Raw genomic sequence first — 23,172 nt, forward strand, 5'->3', positions numbered from 1 at the left:
CGCCCCCGTGTCCGCCGCCGCGCGCCCGCGTCACGGCAGGAGGGGGGAGGGTCCACGGCAGCGCGCCGCGGAGTGAGTGGTCATTCGACTGATGCGTCCATCCGTGGCAGCGGTGAAGCTGGAACGGGGCGGCCGGTGTGTGACGCGCCGGCCGTCCCGCCCCACCGCTTGCGCACGGCCGAGGAGGACGAAGAGGGAATGAACGTTGCGGACGAAGGCGTGGAAGACGTGGACCTGCTGGTGGTGGGTGGCGGCAAGGCCGGCAAGACGCTCGCCATGGACACCGCGCGGGCCGGTGGCAGGGTGGTCATGGTGGAACGGGGCATGATCGGCGGCACCTGTATCAACGTGGCCTGCATCCCCACCAAGACGCTGGTGACCAGCGCCCGGCTGGCCCGCAGGGCCGGCAGCGCGGAGTCGCTGGGGATCCGGCTGGGGACGCCCCGGGTGGACCTGGAGCTGCTGCGCGCGCACAAGGACGGCGTCGTCTCCGGCATGGTCGAGCTCAACCACCGGCAGTTCCTCGACAGCGGCATGGACTTCGTCCTGGGCACCGCGCGCTTCGTCGCGGAGCGGACGGTGGAGATCGACCTCAACGACGGGGGCCGCCGTGTCGTACGCGGCACCGACGTGGTGATCAACACGGGGACGACGCCGCACATCGCTGCCATTGACGGGCTCGCCGAGGCGGAACCGCTGACCAGCGAGAGCATCATGGACCTGCGCCGCGTCCCGGACCGGCTCCTGGTCCTCGGCGGCGGTTACGTGGGCCTGGAGTTCGCCCACATGTTCGCCGCCTTCGGCAGCCGGGTGACGGTCCTGGAACGCGGCCCCCACCTGCTGCGCGGCGAGGACCGGGACATCGCCACGGCCCTCGCGGACTACCTCCGGGAGGACGGCGTCGAGCTGATCACCGACGTCACGGTGAAGGAGGTGGTCCGGGAGCGGGGGACGGTACGGGTGCTGCTGGAGGACGGGCGGACCCTGACCGCCGACGACATCCTCGCGGCGACCGGCCGGGATCCCGTCACGCGCGGCCTCGGCCTGGACGCGGCGGGGGTGCGGACCGACGACCGCGGGTTCGTACGGGTGGACGACAGGCTGGCGACCGACGCCCCGCACACGTGGGCGGTGGGCGACGTGGCCGGCAGCCCGCAGTTCACCCACGTGTCCCTGGACGACTACCGCATCGTCAAGGCCAACATCCAGGGCGGTTCCCGCAGCACGGCCGGCCGGCTGGTGCCATGGAACCTGTTCACCGACCCGGAACTCGCCCGCGTCGGTCTCACCGAGGAGCAGGCCCGCGCCACGGGCCGTTCCATCAGGGTCGCGAAACTGCCGGTCAAGGCCATCCCGCGGGCGCGCACCCTGCGGGACACGCGGGGTCTGTGGAAGGCCGTGGTCGACCGGGACACCGAGCAGATCCTGGGTGCCGCCCTGCTCGGCCCCGAATCGGCGGAGGTGCTGTCGGTGGTGCAGACGGCCATGTGGGCCCAGATGCCGTTCACCCGTCTGCGGGACGGCATGATCGCGCACCCGACCATGGCTGAGGGACTCAACGCGCTGTTCGCCTCCTGGGTGGACTGAGCGGCCGCGCCGTCCGCCGCCCGGCAGCGACCGGAAACGTTCCCGGTCGCCGCCGGCATGCCGGGCAATTGTGTACGTCAGGGACACCCGGACGGGAAATCAGGGACTCAAGCGACCCGACTTCCGGATGTGTCACGCGGCCCGCGTGCGCCTCGCGCGTCCTGCCGCGCGCCGCGGCCGCCGTCAGGACCGGTAGTTCTCCACCTGGGACTGCGGCCGCACACGGGCCTCGTCGGGGTCCTCGCCGAACTCGGCCCTGGCCCGCCGCTGCCGCAGCAGGTCCCAGCACTGGTCCAACTCCCTTTCGAGCGCGCCGAGCCGGTCACGCTCCGCGGCGCGGTCCGAGGCGCCCGCGGCGAGGGAGTCCCGCAGCCTGCGTTCCTCGTCCGCCATCTCGGTGATCCGGTGCAGGATGCGCTGGTCGGTTTCCATGGGTGTGCTCTCCTCGTTCATCAGGGTGCGGCGGCCCGGCCGGCGCGCCTCGGGACCCGGCCGGATGACGACATGTCACCCGGCTCGGCGCGGCGTGGGGCGCGGGACGCCCTCGGCCCCCGATTCTTCCCTCCTCGCCGTCCGGAGCGATCCGTTGTTTGACTTACCGGTTCGGACGGGGGCCGCCGCCCACACGACCGTGTCACCCGGAACGCCGGGGCCCGCTACCGCCGGCTCATCGGCGTCCCGGTGCCGGCCGTGTCGTCCGGTGTGCTCCGCGGCGGCGTCCCGGCGCGGCTGAGCGCGTCGTGGAGCTGGGTCCTGCTGCTGACCCCCAGCTTCGGGAACACCTGGTACAGGTGGAAGCCCACGGTACGGGCGGACAGCAGCAACCGCTCGCCGATCTGCCGATTGGTGAGCCCCGCCGCCGCCAGCCGCGCGATCTGCAACTGCTGCGGGGTCAGCCGCTCCACCGGGCCCGGTCCGCCCTCCGCGTCCCGCACGGGCACCCCGCAGGCCCGCAGCTCGCCCGCCGTCCGCTCCGCCCACGGATGGGCCTTCAACCGCTGGAACACCGTGAGCGCCCGCGACAGTTCTGCCCGCGCCTCGCTCATCCGACGCCTGCGGCGCAGCCACTCACCGAACTCCAGCGACACCACCGCCCGCTCGAACGGCCACTGCTCTCCCACCGGGTCGCCCACGACCGTACGGAACAGCCCTTCCGCCTCCTCCCCCTCGCACAGCAACGCCCGTGCCCGCCCCACGAGCAGCCGCAGGCGCGGCGACATCCCGTCGCCCACCCACCGCTCCACCGCGTCGACCACCGCCACCGCTTCCGCCGGCCGCCCCACCCGGACGGCGGCGGCGGCCAGGTCCCCCACCCCGTAGAGGGAGCAGTGGTAGTGCACCGGCCGCGGATCGGGCCCCGCCGTGAACAGCCCCCGCAGCAACTCGAACTCCACCGCGTGATCACCCTCGGCGGCGGCCACCGCCGCACGCACCATCGCCATGCGCACACCCAGCGCCCGGCTCTCCGACACGTCGAGCCCCCGCACGGCCCGCGCCATCAGCCCCCGGGCGTCCTCCCCGCGCAACGCCAGCACCATCGCGCTCACGTACACGGCGACCCACGCCGCCGCCTCCAGCCCCTTCTCCTCCGCCACCCGCCGCGCGTCCTCGGCGGACTCGCACGCCGCCTCCCACGCACCCGCGTCGAACTGCGCCAACGCCAGCGCCTGACCCACCATGGCGCTGGAGCCCGCGGTCGTCACCGTGTGCAGACGCTCCATCACCTCACTCAGCAGCCGCACCCCCAGCGCCGTCTCGTCCAGCATCCAGGCCGCGCTCCCCAGCACGCTCAGCCGTCCGGGCACGTCGCCCGCCTCGGCCGCGGCACGCTGGAGCGCCGCCAGCACACCACTGCGGTCGCCGAAGGGGTCACAGCAGGCACGGGCCCACACCTGTTCGTACGGGCTGCCCACGTCACCCGGAATACGTGCCAGCAACCCCCGCGCCTGCCGGCGGAAGGCCTCGTCACCGCTGCAGTAGAGGACCACCGCGCTGTGACTGACCGCGTCCAGCGCCGTCACCGGCGAGGCGTCCATCATGTCGGCGGCCAGCGGCAGCAGATGAGACAGCGCGGCCCTCTGCCGGCCCGTCGACGCCAGCGCCCACCCCCTGCGCAACACCGCCTCGGCCAGCATCGCGGTGTCGTCCGTCGCCGCCGCCACCTCGGCCGTCAGCGCCTCGACCCACCACGGCTCGCCCGCCTGGACGGCGAGATCGCAGGCGTCCAGCAGCCGCCGCGCCCGCGACCGCCCCTGTTCGCTCAACTGCGCCGCGCGCTCCAGTGCCGCCGCCGCCACGCGGTAGCCGCCTCGCCGGCGAGCGCGGTCCGCCGTCGCCACCAGCGCTCCCGCGACGGACTCGTCCGGCGCCAGGGACGCCGCGGCCAGGTGCCACGCCCGCCGGTCGGGATCCTCCGCCAGCCCCTCGGCCAGCCGCAGGTGCACCTCACGGCGCTCCGCGAACGACGCCGCCCCGTACACCACGGACCGCATGAGCGGATGCCGGAACGCGACCTTCCCGCCTGCCAGCCGCACCAGTCCCGCGTCCTCCGCGGCCGCCCACGCCTCGGCGTCGCCGCCGGGTACCGAGGCCGCCGCAGCCAGCGCCGCCCGCATGTCCGGCCCGTCCGCGGCCGCCGCGAACAGCAGCACCCGGCGTGTCGCCTCCGGCAGTCCGTCCAGCCGTTCCCCGTAGGCCCTCTCCAGCCGGGCCGGAACCGGGAATCCCGCCCCCACCGCCGTGTCCCACCCCACGAAGCCCCGTTGCGCCGCGGCCCGCGCCAGCTCCACCAACGCCAGCGGATTACCCGCCGCCAGCCGCAGCACCTGCCCGCGCAACCGGCCCCGAGGAACCACGGGCTGCGCGTCCAGCAGGCGTCCGGCCGCTTCCCCGGACAGGGGCCCGACCGGAACCGGCTCCGGGTCGGGCCACCCGGGTACGCACGCGCCGTCGCCGCGCACCGCCGCCAGCAGGCCCACTGGTTCGCCGGCGAGGCGCCGTGCGACGAACAGCACGGTGTCGAGGGAGGGTTCGTCCAGCCACTGGAGGTCGTCCACGACGACCGTGACCGGGCGGTGGCGCGCGGAGGCCAGCAGCAGGTTCAGGGTCGCGAGCCCCACGAGCAGCCGCCCGTCACCGCCGTCCGCGCCGGCGGTACGGACGGGCGCGTGCCGCAGGCCGAGGGCGCGGGAGAGGGCGGCGCGCTGCGGGGCCGGCAGCCGGGGCAGGTGGTCAAGAGCGGGACTCAGCAACTGGTGGAGGGCCCCGTACGCGAGCGTTCGCTCGGCCTGGCTGCCGGCACAGCCGAGGACGGTCCCGCGGCGGCCCGCCTCCGCCCTCACGGCGTGCAGCAGCGTCGTCTTGCCCATGCCGGGCTCACCCACGAGGAGGAGGGCGCCCGCCTCTTCGGCCCGGTCCGGGAAAAGGCCGCGCAGGACACGCGATATCTCCTGCTCGCGCCCGATGATCCCGTCCAGTGGGTCCTCTTCCCCGTGTCCACGGACCATGGTTCCTCCCGGCTCATCGCAATTGCTCGGAAGCTATCACGGAGTACCGGAGGGCCTGGGTTGTTCCTTTTCGCGGGAAAGCCAGGAAGGCGCCGGAGGTCCTTCTTTCCAGAAATAATCAAGAATTCCCGCGGAGAAAGAGGAGGTATTCCAGATTCTTTCCACAACCCGTCCGCGCGGGGCCGCCGCCCCGCGGGGGACACGATGGGCGATGTCCGCCGCCGACCGCAACCCGGTGATCCCGTCAACGTGGCCGAGACGCCGCCGGCAGGTTCCAGACGCCCGGGTGCGCGGCGCTCAGCCCGGCGGCAGCGGACCGGCAGGACGCGACGAAGGACTCGGCGACGGCGAGGCCGTCACCGCTCTGCCACACGACGCTCATCCGGTGGCGCAGACCGGGCAGCGGTACGAACACCACGTCCGTGTAGCCGGCGAAGCTGAAGGACGCCGGTACGACGGACACCCCGAGGCCCGCAGCGACCAGGTCGGGAACGGCGGAGGGGGCCGTGGGGACGGGGGTCAGCCGTACCCGTGCGGCGGCGGCCAGCTCGTTCAGCGAGTCCCAGCAGTGTCCGCGTTCGCGCACCGGGAAGAGAACCGGGTCCTCGGTCAGCGCGGCCACGGGCATCTCCGCTGCCCCGGCCCGGGCGTGGTGCCGGCTCAGCAGCGCGCTGGCGCCCTCGTCGAGCAACACCTGCGCGTGGTCGGCGGACAGGTCCCCGCCCCAGGTGAGCGCCGCGTCGACGCGGCCGTCGCGCAGTGCGGCGGCGACATCGCGGTCGTCCAGTCCCACGACCGAGAGCTGCACGTCCGGGTGCCTGGCGCGGAAGTGACGCACCGCCTCGGCCAGCAGTCCGCCGGGAGGGCTGGGCAGCGGGGCGGAGATCGTCAACGTGCGCGTTCCGTACTGTCCCGCCGCCGATCTGACCAGGCGGACGAGCCGGCGGTTCCGGGCGAGGGCCTGTTCGGCATGCGGCAGCACGAGCCGTCCTACCCCGGTCAGCCGGGCGCCCCGGGACGTACGGGTGAACAGGGGCGCCCCCAGCAGGCGTTCGAGTTGCTGCACCTGCCTGCTCAGTGCCGACTGGGCGACCATCAGACGGTCCGCGGCACGACCGAAGTGGCCTTCCCGCGCGACGGCCAGGAACGCCCGCAGCAGTCGCAGGTCGATGTCGGGCTCGGGATGCGTCACCTGGGGATCCGCCAGGGCGACGGGGGAGGAGTCTGTCACTTCTGACCTGCCTCGGTCTCTTTGTACGTAACCACGCGGGAGACGGATACGCGCGGGGCGGCCGTCCAACGGTGCGTGGCCGCGGCCCTGCCCAGGCTAGGAGTGCTCACGCGGCCCGTTCATCAGTCGACTGACTGAGCTTTCCGGGCGGACGGTCGCCGGCATCCCGGAGAGGGGGCGCCCGCGTGCCCCGCGCTCCGGGTGCCGGCCGATGAGCCGGCACCCCGTGTATGCCACGGCGCCGCTTCCCGCCGACGGTTCAGTCACACGACGGATGCCCGGAACGCGTCGGCCCGAAAGGCTGGTGGGAACACAGGCTCGTAGCGGAGGTGGCGATGGATGCGTTCGACGGGGCACGGCCGTGTCCCACCCCCGGGGCACTCCCCCCGTCGGGTCCGCCCGCGGCCGGAAGCCGCCCTGCCCTCCCGGCTCCCGGCCGGCCGCCGCGGTCCGGTGGGACCCCTCCTGTCTGGCAGCGGTACCCGGTATGCCGGTCCGAGGACCCGGAGCTGTTCTTCCCGGTCGGCGAGGAGGGAGCGGCACTCGGGCGGATCGACGAGGCGAAGGCGGTCTGCCGGCGGTGCCCGGTCGTCCACCCGTGCCGGGACCGGGCCCTCGACCACCACGAGCAAGCGGGCGTACGGGGCGGCCTCAGCGAGCGGGAACGGCGGAACCTCAGGAAACGGCCGGCCCGCGAAGCACTCGGGCGCGTGCCCCCCGGAATCGCCGCCGACCGGACACCACAACGACAGCGAGGACGCTGACCAGATGACCGAGCACCCTTCCGGCAGCGCCCACGGCAACCCCCTGGGCACCGTCGAACTCCTCACCACCCTCCGGTTCCGGCCGGCGTCCCCGGGACGCCACAGCATCGACTGCCGGTTCAGCTACAGCGTCGACGATCCCTTCGCCGTGCGCATGGACCTCCTCGTGACCACGGAGACCTGCGTCACCTGGGTGGTCGGCCGGGACCTGCTGAGCGCCGGCACCGACCGGCCCAGCGGAGAGGGCGACTGCAAGGTGTGGCCCGCCACGGGGCCGGGTGGGCGTCCGTCGCTCCACCTGAGACTGGAGAGCCCGCACGGGCACGCGACGTTCGCGGCCGACCTGACCGTCCTGCGCCGGTGGCTGGAACAGACGTATGCCCTGGTCCCCGCCGGAAGCGAGGGCGCACTCCTGGACTGGGCCGGCCTCACCGAAAGCCTGCTGCCGCCCGTTTGAACCATGGATCCCGGCCCGCTGGTCACACCTCCATGGTCAAATGCCCGATGCCCCGGCCCCGGCCCGTCACCACACTCGACGGCATACGCTGCCCCCCGCCGAGCGGGAGCAAGGCCCCGGCGAAGGATCCGACATGTACACCGACGCACCCAACCACGTCGTCGACGCCGCCAACGGCGTCCGCTACGCCTACCGGCGCTGCGGTCCCTCCGGTTCGCAACCACCGCTGCTCATGCTCCACCACTTCCGCGGCACCCTGGACAGCTGGGACCCGGCACTGGTCAACGCCCTGGCGGCGGAACGCGACGTCATCGCCTTCGACAACGCCGGGGTCGGTCTGAGCACCGGCCACACCCCCCGGACCATCGCGGAGACGGCCGTGGACACCCTCGCCTTCATGACCGCCATCGGGGTACGGCAGGCGGACCTGCTGGGATTCTCGATGGGGGGCTGCACGGCCCAGGAACTGGCCCTGCTGCGCCCCGCCGCCGTACGCCGCCTGGTGCTGGCGGCCACCGCCCCGCGCGGTGTGCCGGGCGTCTTCGGCTGGCCGGACGACATCTTCGCCCGCGCCGACGTCGACCGGCCGAGCCTGGAGGACTACCTGTACACGTTCTTCGACCACGAAGAGTCCGGTCAGCGCGGGGGACTGGAGTTCCTCGGCAGGTACATCGAGCGGGAGCACGACCGGGACCTGCCGGCCGGCCGGGAGGCCCGGCAGGCGCAGTACGAGGCGATGACCGAGTGGGGCGTCCCGGACAGCGCCGCCCTGCACCGGCTCTCCGCGATCGGGCACCCCGCGCTCGTGGTGCACGCGGACAACGACCGCGTCGTCCCGCCCGGCGCGTCCCGCCTGCTGGCGGGCCTGCTGCCCGACGCACGGGTGAAGGCGTATCCGCACTCCGGTCACGGCTTCCTCTTCCAGCACCACGAGGAGGTCGCGCGGGACGTGCTGGCCTTCCTGGCCCAGGCGCCCTGAAACCCGGCCGATACCAGTCGACCGACAGATGCGTCACCCGGCCGCCGGCAGCCACCATGTGAGCGCCGGCAGGGGCAACCGTCCTCCGGCGTGGGAGGAACGTTGTCGTTGGTGGGCCGTACGTCCGAATTGCATGCACTGGAAGCACTGCTGGCCGAGGCGGAGAACGAGGGAGCGGCGCTGCTGCTGCGGGGCGACCCCGGGGTGGGGAAGACCGCGCTGCTGGACGCCGTGACCACCCGCGCCCGCTCGGGCGGGGTGCGCGTGATCCAGGTCGTCGGGGTCGAGAGCGAACAGGAACTCGCCTTCTCCGCACTGCACCAGCTCCTCTATCCGCTGTTCGACCACCTCGCGGGACTACCGGCCTTCCAGAGCGGCGTGCTGGAACAGGCGCTCTCCATCCGTGAGGGCTCGGCACCGGGACGCTTCGCCATCTCGGCGGCGGCGCTGGCGCTCCTCCAGGCCGCGTCCCGGCGGTGGCCCCTGTGCGTGGTGGTGGACGACGTGCACTGGATCGACCGCTCCAGCGCCGAGGTGCTGACGTTCGTCACCCGCAGGCTCGGCAGCTGCCGGGCGGCCTTCATCATGGCCGCGCGCAGCGCCGCGCACGGCTTCCTCGACCCCACGGGCCTGCGTGTGCTCGACGTCGGGCCGCTGCCGGCCCCCGACGCGCTGGTGCTGCTCGACAACAGTCACCCGGGGCTGGCCGAGACGACCAGGCGGCGCCTGCTGGACGAGTCGGAAGGCAACCCGCTGGCGCTGGTGGAACTGGCGAGCCAGCTCACCGACGCGCAGCGGGACGGCGCCGAAACCCTGCCGGCGAACCTGCCGCTCAACAGCCGGCTGGAGAGCGTGTTCGCCGACCGCGTCCGGCAGCTCGGCTCCGTCACACGGTTCGCCCTGCTGCTGACGGCCCTGGACGGAGAGCGCCCCGGCAATCTGGCGGACATCCGGGCGGCCTTCGGCGCCGGCGGCGAGGAGTGGGACGACGGCCTGCTGGAGACGAGCGAGCGCACCGGACTGGTCCGTGTCGACCACGTCGCGGAACAGGTCACCTTCCGGCACCCCCTGGTCCGCTCCTGCGTGGTGCACATGTCCCCGGCCGGACGCCGCAGAGGCGCGCACCGGGCGCTGGCCGAGGTCCTGACGGCGGAGCCGGAACGGCGTGCCCTGCACCTCGCCCACGCCGCGGACGAACCCGACGAGGCGGTCGCCGTCGAACTCACCGGCGCCGCCGAGCGGGCCGTGGCTCGTGGCGGCGCCGCGGAGGCCGCCACGGCGTACCGCCGTGCCGCCGAACTCAGCCAGGACCCCACCGCACGCACCCGACGCCTGGAACAGGCCGCGTTCGCCGCCGGCATCGCCGGACTCCTGGGAACGGCCCACGAACTGGCCGGCCAGACCGCGGAGTCACTGCGGGGCGCGGCAGCCGCGGGCTACGTGCAGTTCCACCGGGAAGGAGACATCGACGCGGTCTACCGCATCCTGCCGCCCGCCATGGAGGCGGCGCGCGGAGACACCGTCCCGGCCGACGCGGACGCGTTCGACGACGCGTTCTACGTCCTGCTCAACGCGGCGGTGTGGGGCGGCCGTGCGGAACTGTGGCCACCCGTGTACCGCGCGCTCGACCGGGTCTCCGAGTCCGCCCGCATGTGCTTCGACTGCGTCGCCGACCCGGCACGCACCGCTCACGACGTGCGCGAACGCCTGGACAAGGCGACGGCCGAGCTGTCCCCCGACACACCCCTGTGGCGCGTCACCTGGCTGATCTACACGGCCATGTACCTCGACTGCTTCACGTACTACGACGGCGTGTGGCGCGAGGCCGTCGGGCACAGCGCGTACGACAGCCTGCGCTTCGGCGTGGTGGCCAGGACCCACGAGGCGTTCATGCGGGGGGAATGGGACAAGGTCCAGACGATCGCGTCCCGGGGCTTCGCGGACGCCACCGAGCACGACTACCACCTCATCCACATCATCTTCACGTACGGGCTGGCCATGGTCGCGTCCGGCCGCGGGGACGAGGAGGCGCTGCGCCGGCACTGCGACACGATCACCGCGTGGGCCCAGCCGCGCCGCATGCAGCTGCTGATGTCCACCGTGAACGAGACCTGGGCCCGCGCCGCGGTCGGCCGCGGGGACTTCGAGGAGGCCTACCTGCTGACCTCCGCGTTGACCCCGCCGGGAGAACTGCCCTCGCACTTCCCCCACTTCTCGCGCGTGTTCCTGGACCTCGTGGAGTCCGCGATGCGCACCGGCAGGACCGAGGCGGCCCGCGCACACGTCGAAGCCGGCCGGCAGGCGCGTGTGGACGTCATCTCACCGCACCACGCGCTCATCCTCGCCGCGGCCGCCGCGGTCGCCGCGCCCGACGACGAGGCGGGCGCGCTGTACGAGGCGGCCCTCGCGGTCCCGGACGCCTCCCTGTGGCCCTTCGAGTACGCCCGCCTGCGGCTGTGGTACGGCGAGTGGCTCCGCCGGCGCCGGGAGTACACGGCCGCCCGCGTCCAGCTGAGCGTGGCGCTCGAAGTGTTCGAGCAGCAGTTGAAGGCTCCGCTGTGGGCGCAGCGCACGCGGGACGAACTGCGCGCGTCCGGCGTGGGCGTCGGCGTCGCTGACGCCAGGACCGGGGTGCGGATGAGCGCACAGGAACGTCGTATCGCGGAGCTCGCGGCGAGCGGTCTGTCCAACAAGGAGATCGGCCGGCAGCTCAACATCTCCCCCCGCACCGCCGGCGCCCACCTCTACCGGGTGTTCCCCAAGCTGGGCATCACCTCCCGCGCCGCCCTGCGTGACGCGCTGAAGGCCTTCGACGAGGTGAACGGCACCTGACGGCCGTACCGGCAGGGGCACGTGTGGATGCGCCGCTGGTCGATTGCCCGATGGCGCAGTAGAGGGCCCCGAGCCGCCCGTTCGACACGTGTGCGCCGTACGTCGGCGACCGCGGCCCCTTTCCGGTAGCTGATGGGCAACCACACCATCGCCCAGCGCATGTACCGCCACGACCCGCAGCTCGACCGGAAGCTCGCCGCGCTCCTCGGCTTCCTCGGTACGGACGTACCGGACGAACTGCTGCGGAGCTGACCGGGACCGGCACCTGGGGACACCCGGCGAGGGCTGGGCGCGGCGCGGGATCGGGAGGCCGGGGGCCCCGGGGCCGGTCCGGCCTCCCTCGACTCCCGCGAGTCGTTCCCCGGCCGATCGCGCCACGGGGCCGCGCGACGCCCCGGCGCCACCGCCGGAGCGATCGAGTACCGCCGCCGCCTCAGGCGGACAGGAAGCGGTTGACGTCGTGGGCGAAGTCGTCGGGGTGCTGGAAGAGGAAGCCGTGTCCGGCGTCGCTGTAGAGGATCACCTTGGCGTCGGGGAGCTTCTGCGACATCGCGTAGGTGGCGTAGGCGTGGATCATGACGTCGTGGGCGCCGTTGGCGACCAGGACCGGCAGGGTCAGTTCCTCCTGCCGGTGCCAGTAACCCTTGAACGAGCCGATGGCGCCGAGCTGTCCGCGTACCGCCTCGGGGCCGACGACCGCCTGGGAGTCCTTGAGCCGGTACTCCAGCCGCTCCAGGGACGCCCGGCCCGCGGCCGTCGCCTCCTCGGTCTCGGGGAAGAAGAGGTAGAGGAAGTCCTCGGCGGCGTTGACCGGCTTCGCCATGGTCTGCCGGGTGCGGGCCGAGGGCGGCGGCATGTCGGGCACGCCGCCGGCCGAGCTGCCCGCCACCACCAGGTGACGGACGATGCCGGGGGCGGCGAGCGCCACGCCCTGGGCGACGATGCCACCCATCGACCAGCCCAGGACGTCGACGTCCGTCAGGCCGAGCGCGTGGATGAACGCGAGCGAGCCCTCCACCATGTCCTCGATCGAGGCCGGCGCGTCGCCGGTGGACAGGTTGATGCCCCGGTTGTCGAAGACGATGACTTCGCGTTCGGCGGCCAGGGGTTCGAGGAAGGCGGGGTCCCAGTGGTCGATGGTGCCACGGAAGCGCATGTGCATCAGCAGCGGACGGCCGCCCGCCCGGCCGAACCTGCGGTAGGCGAAACGCTCCCCCGAAGGTCCGTCGACGTAACGGGTCTCGGCCGCATCGGCCGCGTAAGCAGACATACCCAGGACTCCTGTTCAGGAAAGACGGCACCCGGACACGTGGGACATGTGCGTCACCGACCGGGCGTCTTCAGTCTCACCGCCCCTTGTGGAAACTTTGTGGCCGCGGACTTGACCCCGCGCCCTCCCGGGCACGTGCGGCCCAGGACGGCACCCCGCCGCGCGCGGGGGACTTCCTCCTCGGCTCCGGCGCGTCCAGGGCTGCCGGACCTCAGAGCGTCGCGAGGTACTGGTGGACCGAGCGGACCGCGCTGGCGCCGTCCCCGACCGCGGCGGCGACCCGCTTCATCGAGGCCAGACGCACGTCACCGGCGGCGAACACACCGGGCACGCTGGTCTCGTACGGCAGTGGCTCACGCCCCAGTTCCTTCCAGCGCGGTCCGAGGTCCGCCGCCGGCAGCTGCCGGTCCGTCGGTACGAACCCGTCCGGGTCCAGCACCACTCCACCGAGCCATGTCGTCGCCGGCCGGGCCCCGATGAAGCAGAACAGGCCCGCGCACTCGACACGGCGTGCCCCGGCGCCACCGTCCCGGGTGGTCAGGGACACTCCGTCCAGGTGCGGCCGGCCGTGCAGCGCCGTCACCTCGGTGCCGGTGAGCACGGTGATCCGGGGGTCGTTCACGATCCGTTCCACGAGGTACGCGGACATGCGGGCGCCCAGTTCGGGCCCCCGTACCACCAGGGTGACCTCGGAGGCGTACCGGGCCAGGTGCAAGGCGGCCTGGCCGGCGGAGTTGGCGCCGCCGACCACCGCGACCGGCCGGCCGGCGACCGCCTGTGCCTCCAGGTCGGTGGCCGCGTAGTAGATGCCGCAGCCGGTCAGTTCCGCCCAGCCGTCCAGCGGGAGCGCCCGGTACTCCGCTCCGGTGGCGACGATCACCGCCCGCGTCTCCACGCGGGTTCCGTCCACCAGGGTCACGACGTGGTCGCGGCCCTCGGTGCTCAGCCCCACGACACCGCACGGACTGGCGATGCGCACACCGAACTTCAGCGCCTGTACGGCCGCACGCGCGGTCAGGTCGGCTCCGCTGAGCCCGAAGGGGAACCCGAGGTAGTTCTCGATGCGTGCGCTGGTGGCGGCCTGGCCGCCGACGGCCACCCCGTCCAGCAGCACCGTCTCCAGACCCTCGGAGGCGCCGTACACCGCGGCCGCCAGCCCCGCCGGTCCGGCACCCACGACGGTGAGGTCGGCCGAGCCGCGCCCGGTACGGCGGTAGGCGAGATTGAGCCGCTGGCTGAGCACGCCCGGTGTCACACGGGGCGTCGCCTCGCGCGACGACAGCGCCGCGGGCAGGTCCTCCTCGGTGAGGCCGGTCGAACGCATCGCGTCCGCGCCCTGCGGGGAGCCGCTGTCCAGCCACCGGTGCGGCACGCCCTGACGGTCCAGGAAGGTGCGCATGGCCAGGCCCTCGGCCGTGCCGGCGTCGCCGACGATGCGCAGTGTCTGCTGCGTCGCCTGGCGCAGCAGCCGGCGCCGGGCGAGGATCGCGCGCAGGAACAGGTCGGAGAGTTCGGTCTCCTGGGCCATCAGCCGGCGGAAGGCCGCCGGCCGCACCCGGTGGATCGTGCCGCCGGCGGCGACGCGTACGGTCAGCCCGCGCCGCTGTCCGGTGAGCAGGTTGAGCTCGCCGGCGAACTGGCCGGGGCCGTGCGTCATGAAGAGGTGCCCGTCACCGCCCTCCGCGGACGGGATGACCGCCTCCAGCGTCGCCGTCCCGCACAGGAAGAGGTCGACCGAGTCGTCCTCCACCTGGTACAGGACGTCTCCCGCCCGGACCTCCTCGCGGGTCGCGTACCGGGCGGCCCGGGCGAGCTGACCGTCGTCCAGCCGCACTCCGGCGGCGGCGGCGAGATCGTCGGGGCGGTCACCGATCTCGGGGAATGAGGTTGCCATGCCCGAAGAATGCCACCGGGTCACACCGCCGGGCGACGGATCGCCCCGTGTGTGCGGCTCCGGCGGCGCACATGTGCACACGAGGGCAGTCTCCCTGCACCAACGGCCCCGCACGTCCGGAGTATGTTCGACGGTGTGCCCCGGCAGTGGGGCACGTACACCCGAGGAGTGTGTTCCGTATGTCCGCCCGGCCCGTGGTGCGGGGTCTGCACCACATCAAGATCCCCGTGTCCGACCTGGAGCGGAGCATCGCCTGGTACGGCTCCGTGCTGGGCGCGCGTCGCATCCCGGAGTACGACCACGTCACCTCGGACGGACGGCTGTTCGCCGTCATCCTCGACGTCCCCGGTGTGGACGTGCCCGTGGAACTGCGTCTCGACCCGGCGACCGCCGGACGGCTGGCCGGCTTCGACCCGCTGACCTTCACGGTGACGGACCGGGCGGGACTCGACGGCTGGATCCGTCACCTCGACACGCTCGGCGTGCCCCACTCACCGGTCATCGTCGCCCTGGTCGGCCATCTCCTGGTGGTCCCCGACCCCGACGGTGTCCGGCTGCGCTTCTACACCGACGAGCCCCACGGACTGGGCCCGGAACACGTGGACTTCGCGTCCCCCTGGCTGCGCCCCGGCACGCATGCCTGATTGGCGGTGACATCCCCGGCGGCCGGAGGAGCCCCGGCGCTCACCACCCCGTCCCTCACGTGCCCCGCCCCGCCCCGCCGCGCCGGCGCCGTGACGGGTCCGTCGTTCCAGAAGCCCGTCATCGCCCGCGCCGTCTCCCGGGGGCGCCGCGGGTGCGGTGAGCGCCCCGTGTCCGCCACGCTCGGGACGCGGTTGCCGCAGGTCCTGCCACACCTGCTCCCTCGTCATCGTGGTGAGCGCCCCGGGCGATCCGGCCGCCCATGGCGTGGCCCGCCAGATGCGGTCGGGTGCCGAGCGCTTCGGAAGGGACATGGACGCCACGGCGTACAGACCATGTCGGGTGGGCCGGACCCGACGCGCCGGAGCGGGACTTGGGGCCCCGGGCCATGCCGGGCCCCGTCGTCACCGCCGGCGGTCAGGTGTCATCAGCGCGCGCACGCGGTCGCTGTCCCGCTGGGCGGTCTCCCGTTCCTCGGGGGTGGGCCGCTCCAGTCGCACCGGCATGTCCTTGTGGTGCGGCGTGCCGGCGATCGGGTCGCGGTCGGTGGCGTCGGTGAGCAGGTTGATCCGCGGGCCGTGGACGACACGCCCGCCGCGGCCGTCGGGGACCGACATGCCGAAGCCGTGGGGCAGGGCCACCTGCCCGGCCCGCAGCGTCTCGTCGGCCTCGGCCCGCGCGACGAGGCGTCCGGTCCTCGACACCACGGCCACCCAGTCGCCCGGGGCGACACCGGCCGCGGACAGGTCCTCGGCGCGGGCACGCAGGGCGCCGTCCGGGTCGGTCCTGCGCCAGGCGGGCGGGCGCAGGATCTGGTTGGCGTTGTGGCTGCGCCGCTGACCGTTGACCAGGGACAGCGGAAAACCGGGGTCACGGCGGTCGGCGGCCGGGTCGAGGGACGTGAGCCAGGTGAGCAGTTCCGGCACGGCGAGGGCGACGCGTTCGCTGCGCATCAGGCTCCACACCTCGTCGTACTCGTGCGCGCTGAAGGCGAGACCGCTCGGCGACCGCAGGACGCGGTCGAAGAGTTCCTCGCCGAGCGCGGTCCCGGACGACTCGCTGCCCAGCGCCCGTTGGACGGCGGGTCCCAGCCGGTGCGCCGCGGTGTGGCAGCCCGGCCACAGGACCGCCGCGGAGGCCGCGCCCTCGGGCAGCGTGCGGCCGAGGGTGCGGTACAGCAGCGCGGGGGCGATGCCCGGAGCCTCGCGCAGGGTGGCGGCGGCGTGCCGCAGCAGGTTCGGCCGGTCGGTGCGGGCCAGTTCCGTGAGCCGGTCGAGCTCCGCCCGGTCCGGCAGGGCGCCGAGTTCCTCAAGGAGCCGGGTGTAGATCTCGGCCTCCACCAGCGTGCCCGGCAGCGGGGCGAACAGCGGCCGGCGGAGCTGGAAGTAGTTCGTCGGCCACTCGAAGTCGAAGAACGTCCACTCCCACTTCTCGTGCTGCGAGGCCGCGGGCAGCACGTAGTCGGCCAGCGCCGCCGTCTCCGTGTAGGCGACGTCGACGACCACCGACAGTTCGCACTCCGTGAGGGCGCGCTCGACGGACACCGTGTCCGCCGCGGTGTTGGCCGGGTTGGAGGAGTCCACCCAGACGGCACGGGCCCGGTGCGGATGGTCGGCGAGGACCTCCTCGGCCAGGGTGTTCATGGGCAGGTACCCGCCGATGTACTCGAACCCGGTGATCTGCGAGCGCTCCCCGCGGGACTCCTTCCACAACGGGATCAGCCAGGAGTGCAGGGCATTGGTGCCCGGCCGGCCGAAGTGCCCGGTGACCAGGTACAGCAGCTTCTCCAGGTAGCTGTTGAGCGTGGAGTTGCGCCCCTGCTGGACGCCCAGTTCGACGCGGACGGTCATCGCCCGCGCCGCCAGGATCAGCTCCACGGCCCGCTCCACGTCCGGCCGCTCCACCTCGGCGTGGGCGATCCACTCGTCCACGGGGATGCGCAGCAGGGCCTCGGCGACCTGTTCGTAGCCCTCGGTGTGTGCCCGCAGGAACGCCTCGTCCGCGCCGCCGCGCCGCACGACGAGGGCGAGGATCGCCCCCAGCAGGTAGGCGTCGGTTCCGGGCCGCAACGGCAGGTGGACGTCGGCCACCTCCGCCGTCTCGGTGCGCCGCGGGTCGATGACGATCATCTTCCGGCCGGGGTCGTTCTTGATGGCGTTGACCTCGTTGCGGGCACGGTTGAAGCCGTGTGCCAGCCACGGGTTGCAGCCGATGGCCACCAGCAGGTCGCACTCCTCGACGCCCTCGGACGTGTGGCAGACCTGCCCGCCGAACAGTCTGCCGTTGACCCAGAAGTCCCCGGTCTTCTCCTGCGACAGGGCGCCGAAGAACCGCGTGGAGTTCATCCAGCTCATCAGCGCGTTCCCGTACGCGCCACCGGAGTGGTTGCCCTGACCCCCGCCGCCGACGTAGGCGAGCGCGCCGGGGCCCGACGGCTCGGTGGTGTCCCTGATGTCCCGCAGGCGTCCGGCGATCTCGCTCAGCGCGGTGTCCCAGTCCACGGGCTCGTGACCGCCGTCGGGGCGGCGGCGCAGCGGCGTGGTGAGACGGTCCGGGTGGTCGCCGTACCACGTCAGCCGCTGCGCCTTCTGGCAGAGGTAGCCCCGGGTGCGCGGGTTCTCCCTGTCGCCGCGTACGCGGGTGATCGCACGCCCGTCGACCGCGACCTCGAGACCGCAGTTGACGTAGCAGAGGCTGCACGCCGTCTTGTGCCAGTCGGTCATACGTGCTTCCCGCTTCCGCGCCGGCCCCGCACCGGGTCACCGTCCGCTCGGCGAGCGGCGACGTCCAGGTGTCTGGGGGGTACACCTTCCGGGCCATTAGGTTTCTTCACCGAACTCTCCCTGTCAAGGCGGTGACGAGGCGTGTTCCGGCGCGTGCCGGGCGCGACGGGCGGGTGCTTGGGCGTGTCGCGAGTCTGCCGGGTGGTGGACCTGGAATCCGCCGGGTGGTGGACCTGAGAGCCCGCCGCCCGTGAGTGGCCGTCCCGGCCGGGTGTGCCGCCGGACCGCACAAGGTGTCGTCGGCCCCGACGGCCATCCGTCCGCGGTCCGGCGCTCACAGCGCGCCGTTGCGGATGGCGTGGGCCACCGCCTGCGTCCGGTTGCGCAGGCCCAGCCGGGTGATGACGTCGTGCAGCACGTTCTTGATCGTGCGTTCCGAGTAGTTGAGGCGTCCGGCCACCTCCGCGGTGCTCAACCCCTCGGCCAGCAGCCGCAGGACGTCCACCTCCCGGGCGGACAGGTCGGACGAGCCCGGCGGGTGCCCGGGCAGCGAGCGCAGGCGCTCGACCAGGGCCCGCACCAGGGTGGGCGGCAGCGGCGACTCCCCCCGCAGCGCCCTGCGGCTCGCCCGCACGATGTCGGCGTAACCGACCTCGCCGCGCAGCAGCACACCCACCACACCGCGGTCGACCGCGTACCACAGGTGCCGCTCGCTGATCGAGTCCACCACCAGCAGCACCGGCAGTCCCCGCCCCTTGTCCGACCCGGTGACCTCCTCGACACGTGTGAGGGTCGCCAGGGAGACCTTGTGCGCCAGCACCAGCGCCACGTCCGCGCCGTGCCGGTCCTCCCACGGCACCACGCGCACACCCGACGCCGCTCGGAGGTAGGCCTGCGCGCCCTCCTCCGTGAGCACGTCGCTCGCCGTCACGGTGAGCGTCACCGGCCTGGCGTCCGGCTCCTCGGCCCCTTCGAGGGCCCCCGCCGCCGGCGCGTCCGGCACGGACGTCAGACGGAACCGGCCGGCCGGACCCGGACGCTCCCGCACCGGTACCTCGACGGCACTTCGTGTCATGTGTGATCACCGAGTTCCTGCACTGCGCGATCGGGTTCCCGCCGGGAGCCGATGCCCGGCCGCGGGAACACCTTGTTCGGATGGGAGGCCACCGTCCCTGGCCGGATGGCACCCGGGCCGCCGGGCCGCCGGCCGGACCGCACGACCAGGAGGGCGGGGAGTCCCTCGCAGCGGGACTCGTCGGTGTGCCCGGGTGGCCCGCACCGCCGGATCGCGGAGTGGGCCACCGTGGCAGCGGCGGGGACTACTTGGCGAGGAAGGCGAGGAGGGCGTCGTTGACTTCCTCGGCGTGGGTCCAGAGCAGGCCGTGGGGGGCTCCGTCGATCTCGACGTAGTCGGCGTGGGGGAGGGCCTTGTGGAACGGGCGGGCGGTGGAGTCGATGGGGAGGACGTTGTCGGCGGTGCCGTGGAGGATGAGGGCGGGGACGTCGATCTTGGGGATGTCGTTGCGGAAGTCGGTGGGCCAGGTGAGGGGCGCGGCCCAGGCGGCGTGGGCGCCGCCGCGGGTGGCGACGTTCCAGCTGTTGCGGACTGCTTCTTCGCTGATGCGGGTGCCGAGGTTGTCGGCCAAGTTGTAGAAGTCGTTGTAGAAGGTGGTGTAGTAGGCGTAGCGGTCGTTCCTGGCGGTGTCGGAGACGCCCTGGAAGAAGGCCTGGTCGCCGGCGCCGGCGGGGTTGTCGTCGGACTTGAGGAGGAAGGGTTCGAGGGAGGCGAGGAAGGCGGCCTTGGCGATGCGGGCGGAGCCGTAGGTGGCCAGGTAGCGGGCGACTTCGCCGGTGCCCATGGAGAAGCCGACGAGGGTGGCGCCGTGGAGGTCGAGGGTCTCGACGAGGGTGTTGAGGTCGGCGGCGAAGGTGTCGTAGTCGTAGCCGGTGGTGGGCTGGCTGGACTGGCCGAAGCCGCGGCGGTCGTAGGTGATGACGCGGTAGCCGGCTTCGAGGAGGGCGGTGGTCTGCTTCTCCCAGGAGTGGCCGTCGAGGGGGTAGCCGTGGATGAGGACGACGGGTCGTCCGGTGCCGTGGTCCTCGTAGTAGAGGTCGATGTCGGTGGTGTTCTCCTGGCCGACGGTGATGTAGGGCATGGTGGGGCCTTTCGGGTGTGGGGCGGTGCGGGGAACCGCACCGCCGGGCGACGCAGCCACCGTCTCCCGACAGTGGACCCGGCCGAATCCGTCTAACGACTTAACTCCTGGACCTCGGGGCCACATCGCGGCCCGCGTGGCAGGCCGGCACACCTGGTCCGCCCTTAGCGGCGCCCCCGGTGTCCGACTCCGACGAGGACGGACCCGGGCCCGTCGAGGGCTCACCGGGGCGGTCGGCGGCGGCCCTCGCACGGCCGGGAAACCTCCGGGTAGTCAAATGACCGATACGGCCGCCGAGCTGGCCGCCGGCGCCCCGCGGCTGGCCGCCGAGCTCACCGAAGGCGCCCCCCGCTACCGCGTGACGGTCTCCAGCCGGGCCGGTTTCCCCCCTGGCCTGGGCCGCCGGCGGCAGGTCGGGATCGTCCAGGCTCCTGAGGGCGTCGGTCCAGGCGCGCCGGGCTCCCGCCACGTCCTGGGCGTCGAGCCGTACGTCGCCGAGCGCCATCAGCTCCTCCGCCACGTTCCAGGGCCGCTTCCAGCGGGCGCAAGGCACGAACGTTGTCCCCCGGGTGAGGTGCACGACCCCGACGTTCCGCAGGACGTGTGCCAGACCGGCCTTGGAGTGCCCCTGTTCGAAGTGGCGGCGTGCCTGTGGCAGGTGGTGCAGCGCGGCGGGCGGATCACCGAGGTGGTGCAGGGCGCCGGCCAGGCCGTGGTGGGTCCGCGCCATGCCCGCCACGTCCTCGGCCTCGCACGCCGCTCCCGGGGCGGCCCGCATGGTGACGGCCCAGTCGTGCCACCACCCCATGCGCTGCTGACACATGCGCAAGGTCACGGCGAGTTCCCACGGCGTCCGGCCGTCGCCGTGCGCGGCGGCGGTGTCCACCGCACGCAGCACCGCCCGTTCCCGTGTGTACCAGGCCGTCGCCGCGCCGGTGTCCGTCAGCGGCTCCGGGGTCACGGACGGCAGGGGCGCCGCGGGGGCGGCCGGCTGGGGTCCGGGCCGCAGCAGGAGGTTCGCGGCGTGCGCGGTCTGGCGGTAGTGGTCGTACATGCGGGAGCGGACGGCCGGACGGTCCCGCTCGTACGGGGCGGCCAGTTCGGCGGCGTACGCGAGGACCAGCTCGTGGGCCCGGTACCGGTCGCGTGCCCGCACGGTCAGCAGTCTGGCCCGTACGAGTTCGCCCACGGCCTGGACCGCTTCCCGCGGGGTGATGCCGGCCATGCCGGCGAGTGCGGCGGCGGTGACGTCGGGGCCGGGGTGCAGGGGGAGGAGCCGGAAGAGGCGCGCGGCCTGGGGGCCGAGTGTGCGGTAGGACCAGGAGAAGACGCCTCGCACGTCGTTGTCGAGGTTGTCGTCGCTGAAGCCGTCCAGGTCGTGGTCGGTGGTGGACAGTTCGTGCTCGATGTCCTGGAGGGTGCGCTCGGGGTGGGCGGTGGCCCGGGCGGCGACGATGGCGACGGCGAGGGGGAGGCGACTGCAGCGTTCGACGAGCGGGCGGATCTCGTGCGGGGTGGCGTCGGGGCGGCTGGTGCGGACGCGTTCGAGGAAGATGCTGGTCGCTTCGGCGGCGGAGGGGACGTCGAGGGTGAGCAGCTGTGCTCCGTGGGCGGCGGCCAGTGCGGTCAGGCGGGTGCGGCTGGTGACGATGACCATGCAGTTGCCGGTGCCGGGCAGCAGGGGTCTGATCTGGGCGAGGTCGCGTGCGTTGTCGAGGACGACGAGGACGCGCCGGTCGGCCAGCACGCTGCGGTAGAGCGCTGAGCGGGTGTCAGAGCGGGCGGGGATGCGCTGGGGGGCGACGCCGAGGGCGTCGAGGAAGCCCTGGAGGATGTCGGCGGGTTCGGTGGGGTTGCCGTCGGGGGCGAAGCCGCGCAGGTCGGCGTAGAGCTGTCCGTCGGGGAAGTCGCGGGCGACCTGGTGGGCGAAGTGCACGGCCAGGGCGGTCTTGCCGATGCCGGGGATGCCGTCCACGGCCAGCACTCGCAGGGCACCCCCGCCCCGCGCGGCCAGGGTCCGGGCCTGTGCGAGCGCGTCCTCACGCCCGGTGAATCCCGGCAGCCCGGGAGGCAACTGGGCCGGCCGCGCCGCTCGCCCCGATGGCGCGGGGGACGGTCCTGAACCGGCCGGGACCGGTGGGCCGCAGCAGGCGGTTCCCGTGTCCTCCTCCGCCTCCGCGGGCGTGCCGGCGTCGAGACGGTGCCGGAGGATGCGCTCGTGCGCGGCCCTCAGCTCGGCGCCGGGGTCCACACTCAGTTCCTCCGTCAACCGCAGCCGGATCTCCTCGTACAGCGCCAGGGCCTCGGCCTGCTTGCCGTCCGAGGCCAGCGCCGGCAGCAGGCGCGCCAGCAGCGCCTCGTCCAGCGGATGGCGCTGCGCCGCCTGCCGCAGCGGCAGCAGCACCGCCTCGGCGCGACGGCAGCGCAGGGCCGTGTCCGCCGCCTCGCACACCACCGACACGTATTCGTGCTCCAGCATGGTGAAGGCGGGGTGGCCGCCGCCGACCGGTTCCAGATCCGCGGCGCACCGCCCCTGCCAGAGGTCCAGGGCGGTGGTGAACAGGCCTACGGAGCCCGTCGGGTCGCCCGCCGCTTCCGCCTGCCGCGCCTGATCGACCAGGGCCCGGAAGCGCAGCAGGTCGAGGCAGTCGGCGTCGGCGCGCAGCAGGTACCCGCCCGCCTGCCGGGCGAGCCACCGCCCGGGCGACCTGGCGGGCAGGTCCGGTTCCAGGAGCCGGCGCAGTGCTCCGACGTACCGGTGCACCGCGTTGGTCGCGCTCGACGGCGGATCACCGTCCCACAGCAGGTCGATGAACTCGTGCATCGGGACGGGCCGCCCGGCACGCGCCAGGAGCACGGCGAGGATGAGCCGCTGCTGCTTGGGGCCGAGCGGCAGCTCGCCGCCGTCCCGCCAGACCCGCACCGGTCCGAGGACGGAGAACCGGACGGTCCGATCGGCCGACTCGCGCGGCAACCTCGTCATCGTGCGTCTCTCCTCGGCGGCTCGTGCGGGTCGTACGGCGAAGGGGTCGTGCGGGTCGTACGTCGAAGGGGTCGTGCGGACGGCAGGGGTGCGACGTGTCGGCGGAAGGCGCACGACCCGGCCACGAGGCCGGCGGTGCGGGGTCCGG

14 protein-coding genes and 1 pseudogene are annotated in these 23,172 nt (G+C 73.4%); 6 read left to right on the top strand and 9 right to left on the bottom strand.

Going from position 1 to position 23,172, the window contains the following annotated elements:
- The first annotated feature begins 198 nt into the window (after window positions 1-198).
- Window positions 199-1,587 carry a dihydrolipoyl dehydrogenase family protein gene (locus tag LG395_RS38825; protein ID WP_225813975.1) on the top strand — a complete coding sequence of 463 codons (1,389 nt, stop codon included), beginning with the start codon at window positions 199-201 and terminating at the stop codon, window positions 1,585-1,587.
- Between the two features lie 183 nt (window positions 1,588-1,770).
- Here the strand turns inward: LG395_RS38825 and LG395_RS38830 are convergent, their stop codons facing one another.
- The 3 genes from LG395_RS38830 to LG395_RS38845 all read right to left on the bottom strand — a co-directional run bounded on the left by LG395_RS38830 (window position 1,771) and on the right by LG395_RS38845 (window position 6,324).
- Window positions 1,771-2,019 (bottom strand): DUF2630 family protein, encoded by a 249-nt coding sequence (locus LG395_RS38830; protein WP_225813977.1) that lies wholly within the window; start codon window positions 2,017-2,019, stop codon window positions 1,771-1,773.
- A 224-nt stretch (window positions 2,020-2,243) separates the two neighbouring features.
- The gene (locus LG395_RS41365) at window positions 2,244-5,093 is read right to left on the bottom strand and encodes an ATP-binding protein (RefSeq protein WP_263983577.1); all 2,850 of its coding nucleotides are present in this window, start codon (window positions 5,091-5,093) and stop codon (window positions 2,244-2,246) included.
- Between the two features lie 244 nt (window positions 5,094-5,337).
- Entirely contained in the window at window positions 5,338-6,324 is a 987-nt protein-coding gene (locus LG395_RS38845) for a LysR family transcriptional regulator (RefSeq protein WP_225813979.1), read from the bottom strand.
- 470 nt (window positions 6,325-6,794) lie between these two features.
- On the opposite strand from LG395_RS38845, the pseudogene LG395_RS38850 reads away from it, so the two are divergent.
- From LG395_RS38850 to LG395_RS38865, 4 genes and pseudogenes are all read left to right on the top strand, one after another.
- Window positions 6,795-7,088: pseudogene (locus LG395_RS38850) on the top strand (WhiB family transcriptional regulator); the annotation flags it as partial.
- A gap of 4 nt (window positions 7,089-7,092) precedes the next feature.
- Window positions 7,093-7,545 carry an SsgA family sporulation/cell division regulator gene (locus tag LG395_RS38855; RefSeq protein ID WP_225813986.1) on the top strand — a complete coding sequence of 151 codons (453 nt, stop codon included), beginning with the start codon at window positions 7,093-7,095 and terminating at the stop codon, window positions 7,543-7,545.
- 133 nt (window positions 7,546-7,678) lie between these two features.
- Window positions 7,679-8,524, top strand: a complete 846-nt coding sequence (locus tag LG395_RS38860; protein ID WP_225813988.1) for an alpha/beta fold hydrolase — start codon at window positions 7,679-7,681, stop codon at window positions 8,522-8,524.
- 111 nt (window positions 8,525-8,635) lie between these two features.
- Window positions 8,636-11,356: an ATP-binding protein gene (locus LG395_RS38865; protein ID WP_225813990.1), complete on the top strand. Its 2,721-nt coding sequence runs from the start codon at window positions 8,636-8,638 to the stop codon at window positions 11,354-11,356.
- Between the two features lie 433 nt (window positions 11,357-11,789).
- Here the strand turns inward: LG395_RS38865 and LG395_RS38870 are convergent, their stop codons facing one another.
- Together LG395_RS38870 and LG395_RS38875 are read right to left on the bottom strand one after the other, a co-directional pair.
- Window positions 11,790-12,626 carry an alpha/beta fold hydrolase gene (locus LG395_RS38870; RefSeq protein WP_225813992.1) on the bottom strand — a complete coding sequence of 279 codons (837 nt, stop codon included), beginning with the start codon at window positions 12,624-12,626 and terminating at the stop codon, window positions 11,790-11,792.
- Window positions 12,627-12,837: 211 nt separating this feature from the next.
- Window positions 12,838-14,520 carry an FAD-dependent oxidoreductase gene (locus tag LG395_RS38875; RefSeq protein ID WP_225813994.1) on the bottom strand — a complete coding sequence of 561 codons (1,683 nt, stop codon included), beginning with the start codon at window positions 14,518-14,520 and terminating at the stop codon, window positions 12,838-12,840.
- A 179-nt stretch (window positions 14,521-14,699) separates the two neighbouring features.
- Here LG395_RS38875 and LG395_RS38880 point away from each other — a divergent pair, with 179 nt between their 5' ends.
- Window positions 14,700-15,164 (top strand): VOC family protein, encoded by a 465-nt coding sequence (locus LG395_RS38880; RefSeq protein ID WP_225814000.1) that lies wholly within the window; start codon window positions 14,700-14,702, stop codon window positions 15,162-15,164.
- Between the two features lie 402 nt (window positions 15,165-15,566).
- Here LG395_RS38880 and LG395_RS38885 read toward each other — a convergent pair whose 3' ends face one another.
- From LG395_RS38885 to LG395_RS38900, 4 genes are all read right to left on the bottom strand, one after another.
- A complete protein-coding gene (locus LG395_RS38885; RefSeq protein ID WP_225814007.1) occupies window positions 15,567-17,885 on the bottom strand; it encodes a molybdopterin-dependent oxidoreductase in 2,319 nt (772 codons plus the stop codon).
- Between the two features lie 334 nt (window positions 17,886-18,219).
- Window positions 18,220-18,960, bottom strand: coding sequence for a helix-turn-helix transcriptional regulator (locus tag LG395_RS38890; protein ID WP_225814010.1), 741 nt, complete (start codon window positions 18,958-18,960; stop codon window positions 18,220-18,222).
- 244 nt (window positions 18,961-19,204) lie between these two features.
- On the bottom strand, window positions 19,205-20,041 hold the full coding sequence (locus LG395_RS38895) for an alpha/beta fold hydrolase (protein WP_225814012.1): 837 nt from the start codon (window positions 20,039-20,041) through the stop codon (window positions 19,205-19,207).
- A 100-nt stretch (window positions 20,042-20,141) separates the two neighbouring features.
- Entirely contained in the window at window positions 20,142-23,024 is a 2,883-nt protein-coding gene (locus LG395_RS38900) for an AfsR/SARP family transcriptional regulator (RefSeq protein ID WP_225814014.1), read from the bottom strand.
- Between the last annotated feature and the right edge of the window lie 148 nt (window positions 23,025-23,172).

Origin of the sequence: Streptomyces spinosus (assembly GCF_020400655.1) — a bacterium.
GTDB lineage: Bacteria > Actinomycetota > Actinomycetes > Streptomycetales > Streptomycetaceae > Streptomyces > Streptomyces argyrophylli.

What these genes read in the sequence shown, in the direction of transcription:
- LG395_RS38825 (WP_225813975.1), top strand. Translation starts at nt 199, where the DNA reads ATGAACGTTGCGGACGAAGGCGTGGAAGACGTGGACCTGCTGGTGGTG.
- LG395_RS38830 (WP_225813977.1), bottom strand. Translation starts at nt 2,019, where the DNA reads ATGGAAACCGACCAGCGCATCCTGCACCGGATCACCGAGATGGCGGAC.
- LG395_RS41365 (WP_263983577.1), bottom strand. Translation starts at nt 5,093, where the DNA reads ATGGTCCGTGGACACGGGGAAGAGGACCCACTGGACGGGATCATCGGG.
- LG395_RS38855 (WP_225813986.1), top strand. Translation starts at nt 7,093, where the DNA reads ATGACCGAGCACCCTTCCGGCAGCGCCCACGGCAACCCCCTGGGCACC.
- LG395_RS38860 (WP_225813988.1), top strand. Translation starts at nt 7,679, where the DNA reads ATGTACACCGACGCACCCAACCACGTCGTCGACGCCGCCAACGGCGTC.
- LG395_RS38870 (WP_225813992.1), bottom strand. Translation starts at nt 12,626, where the DNA reads ATGTCTGCTTACGCGGCCGATGCGGCCGAGACCCGTTACGTCGACGGA.
- LG395_RS38875 (WP_225813994.1), bottom strand. Translation starts at nt 14,520, where the DNA reads ATGGCAACCTCATTCCCCGAGATCGGTGACCGCCCCGACGATCTCGCC.
- LG395_RS38880 (WP_225814000.1), top strand. Translation starts at nt 14,700, where the DNA reads ATGTCCGCCCGGCCCGTGGTGCGGGGTCTGCACCACATCAAGATCCCC.
- LG395_RS38885 (WP_225814007.1), bottom strand. Translation starts at nt 17,885, where the DNA reads ATGACCGACTGGCACAAGACGGCGTGCAGCCTCTGCTACGTCAACTGC.
- LG395_RS38890 (WP_225814010.1), bottom strand. Translation starts at nt 18,960, where the DNA reads ATGACACGAAGTGCCGTCGAGGTACCGGTGCGGGAGCGTCCGGGTCCG.
- LG395_RS38895 (WP_225814012.1), bottom strand. Translation starts at nt 20,041, where the DNA reads ATGCCCTACATCACCGTCGGCCAGGAGAACACCACCGACATCGACCTC.
- LG395_RS38900 (WP_225814014.1), bottom strand. Translation starts at nt 23,024, where the DNA reads ATGACGAGGTTGCCGCGCGAGTCGGCCGATCGGACCGTCCGGTTCTCC.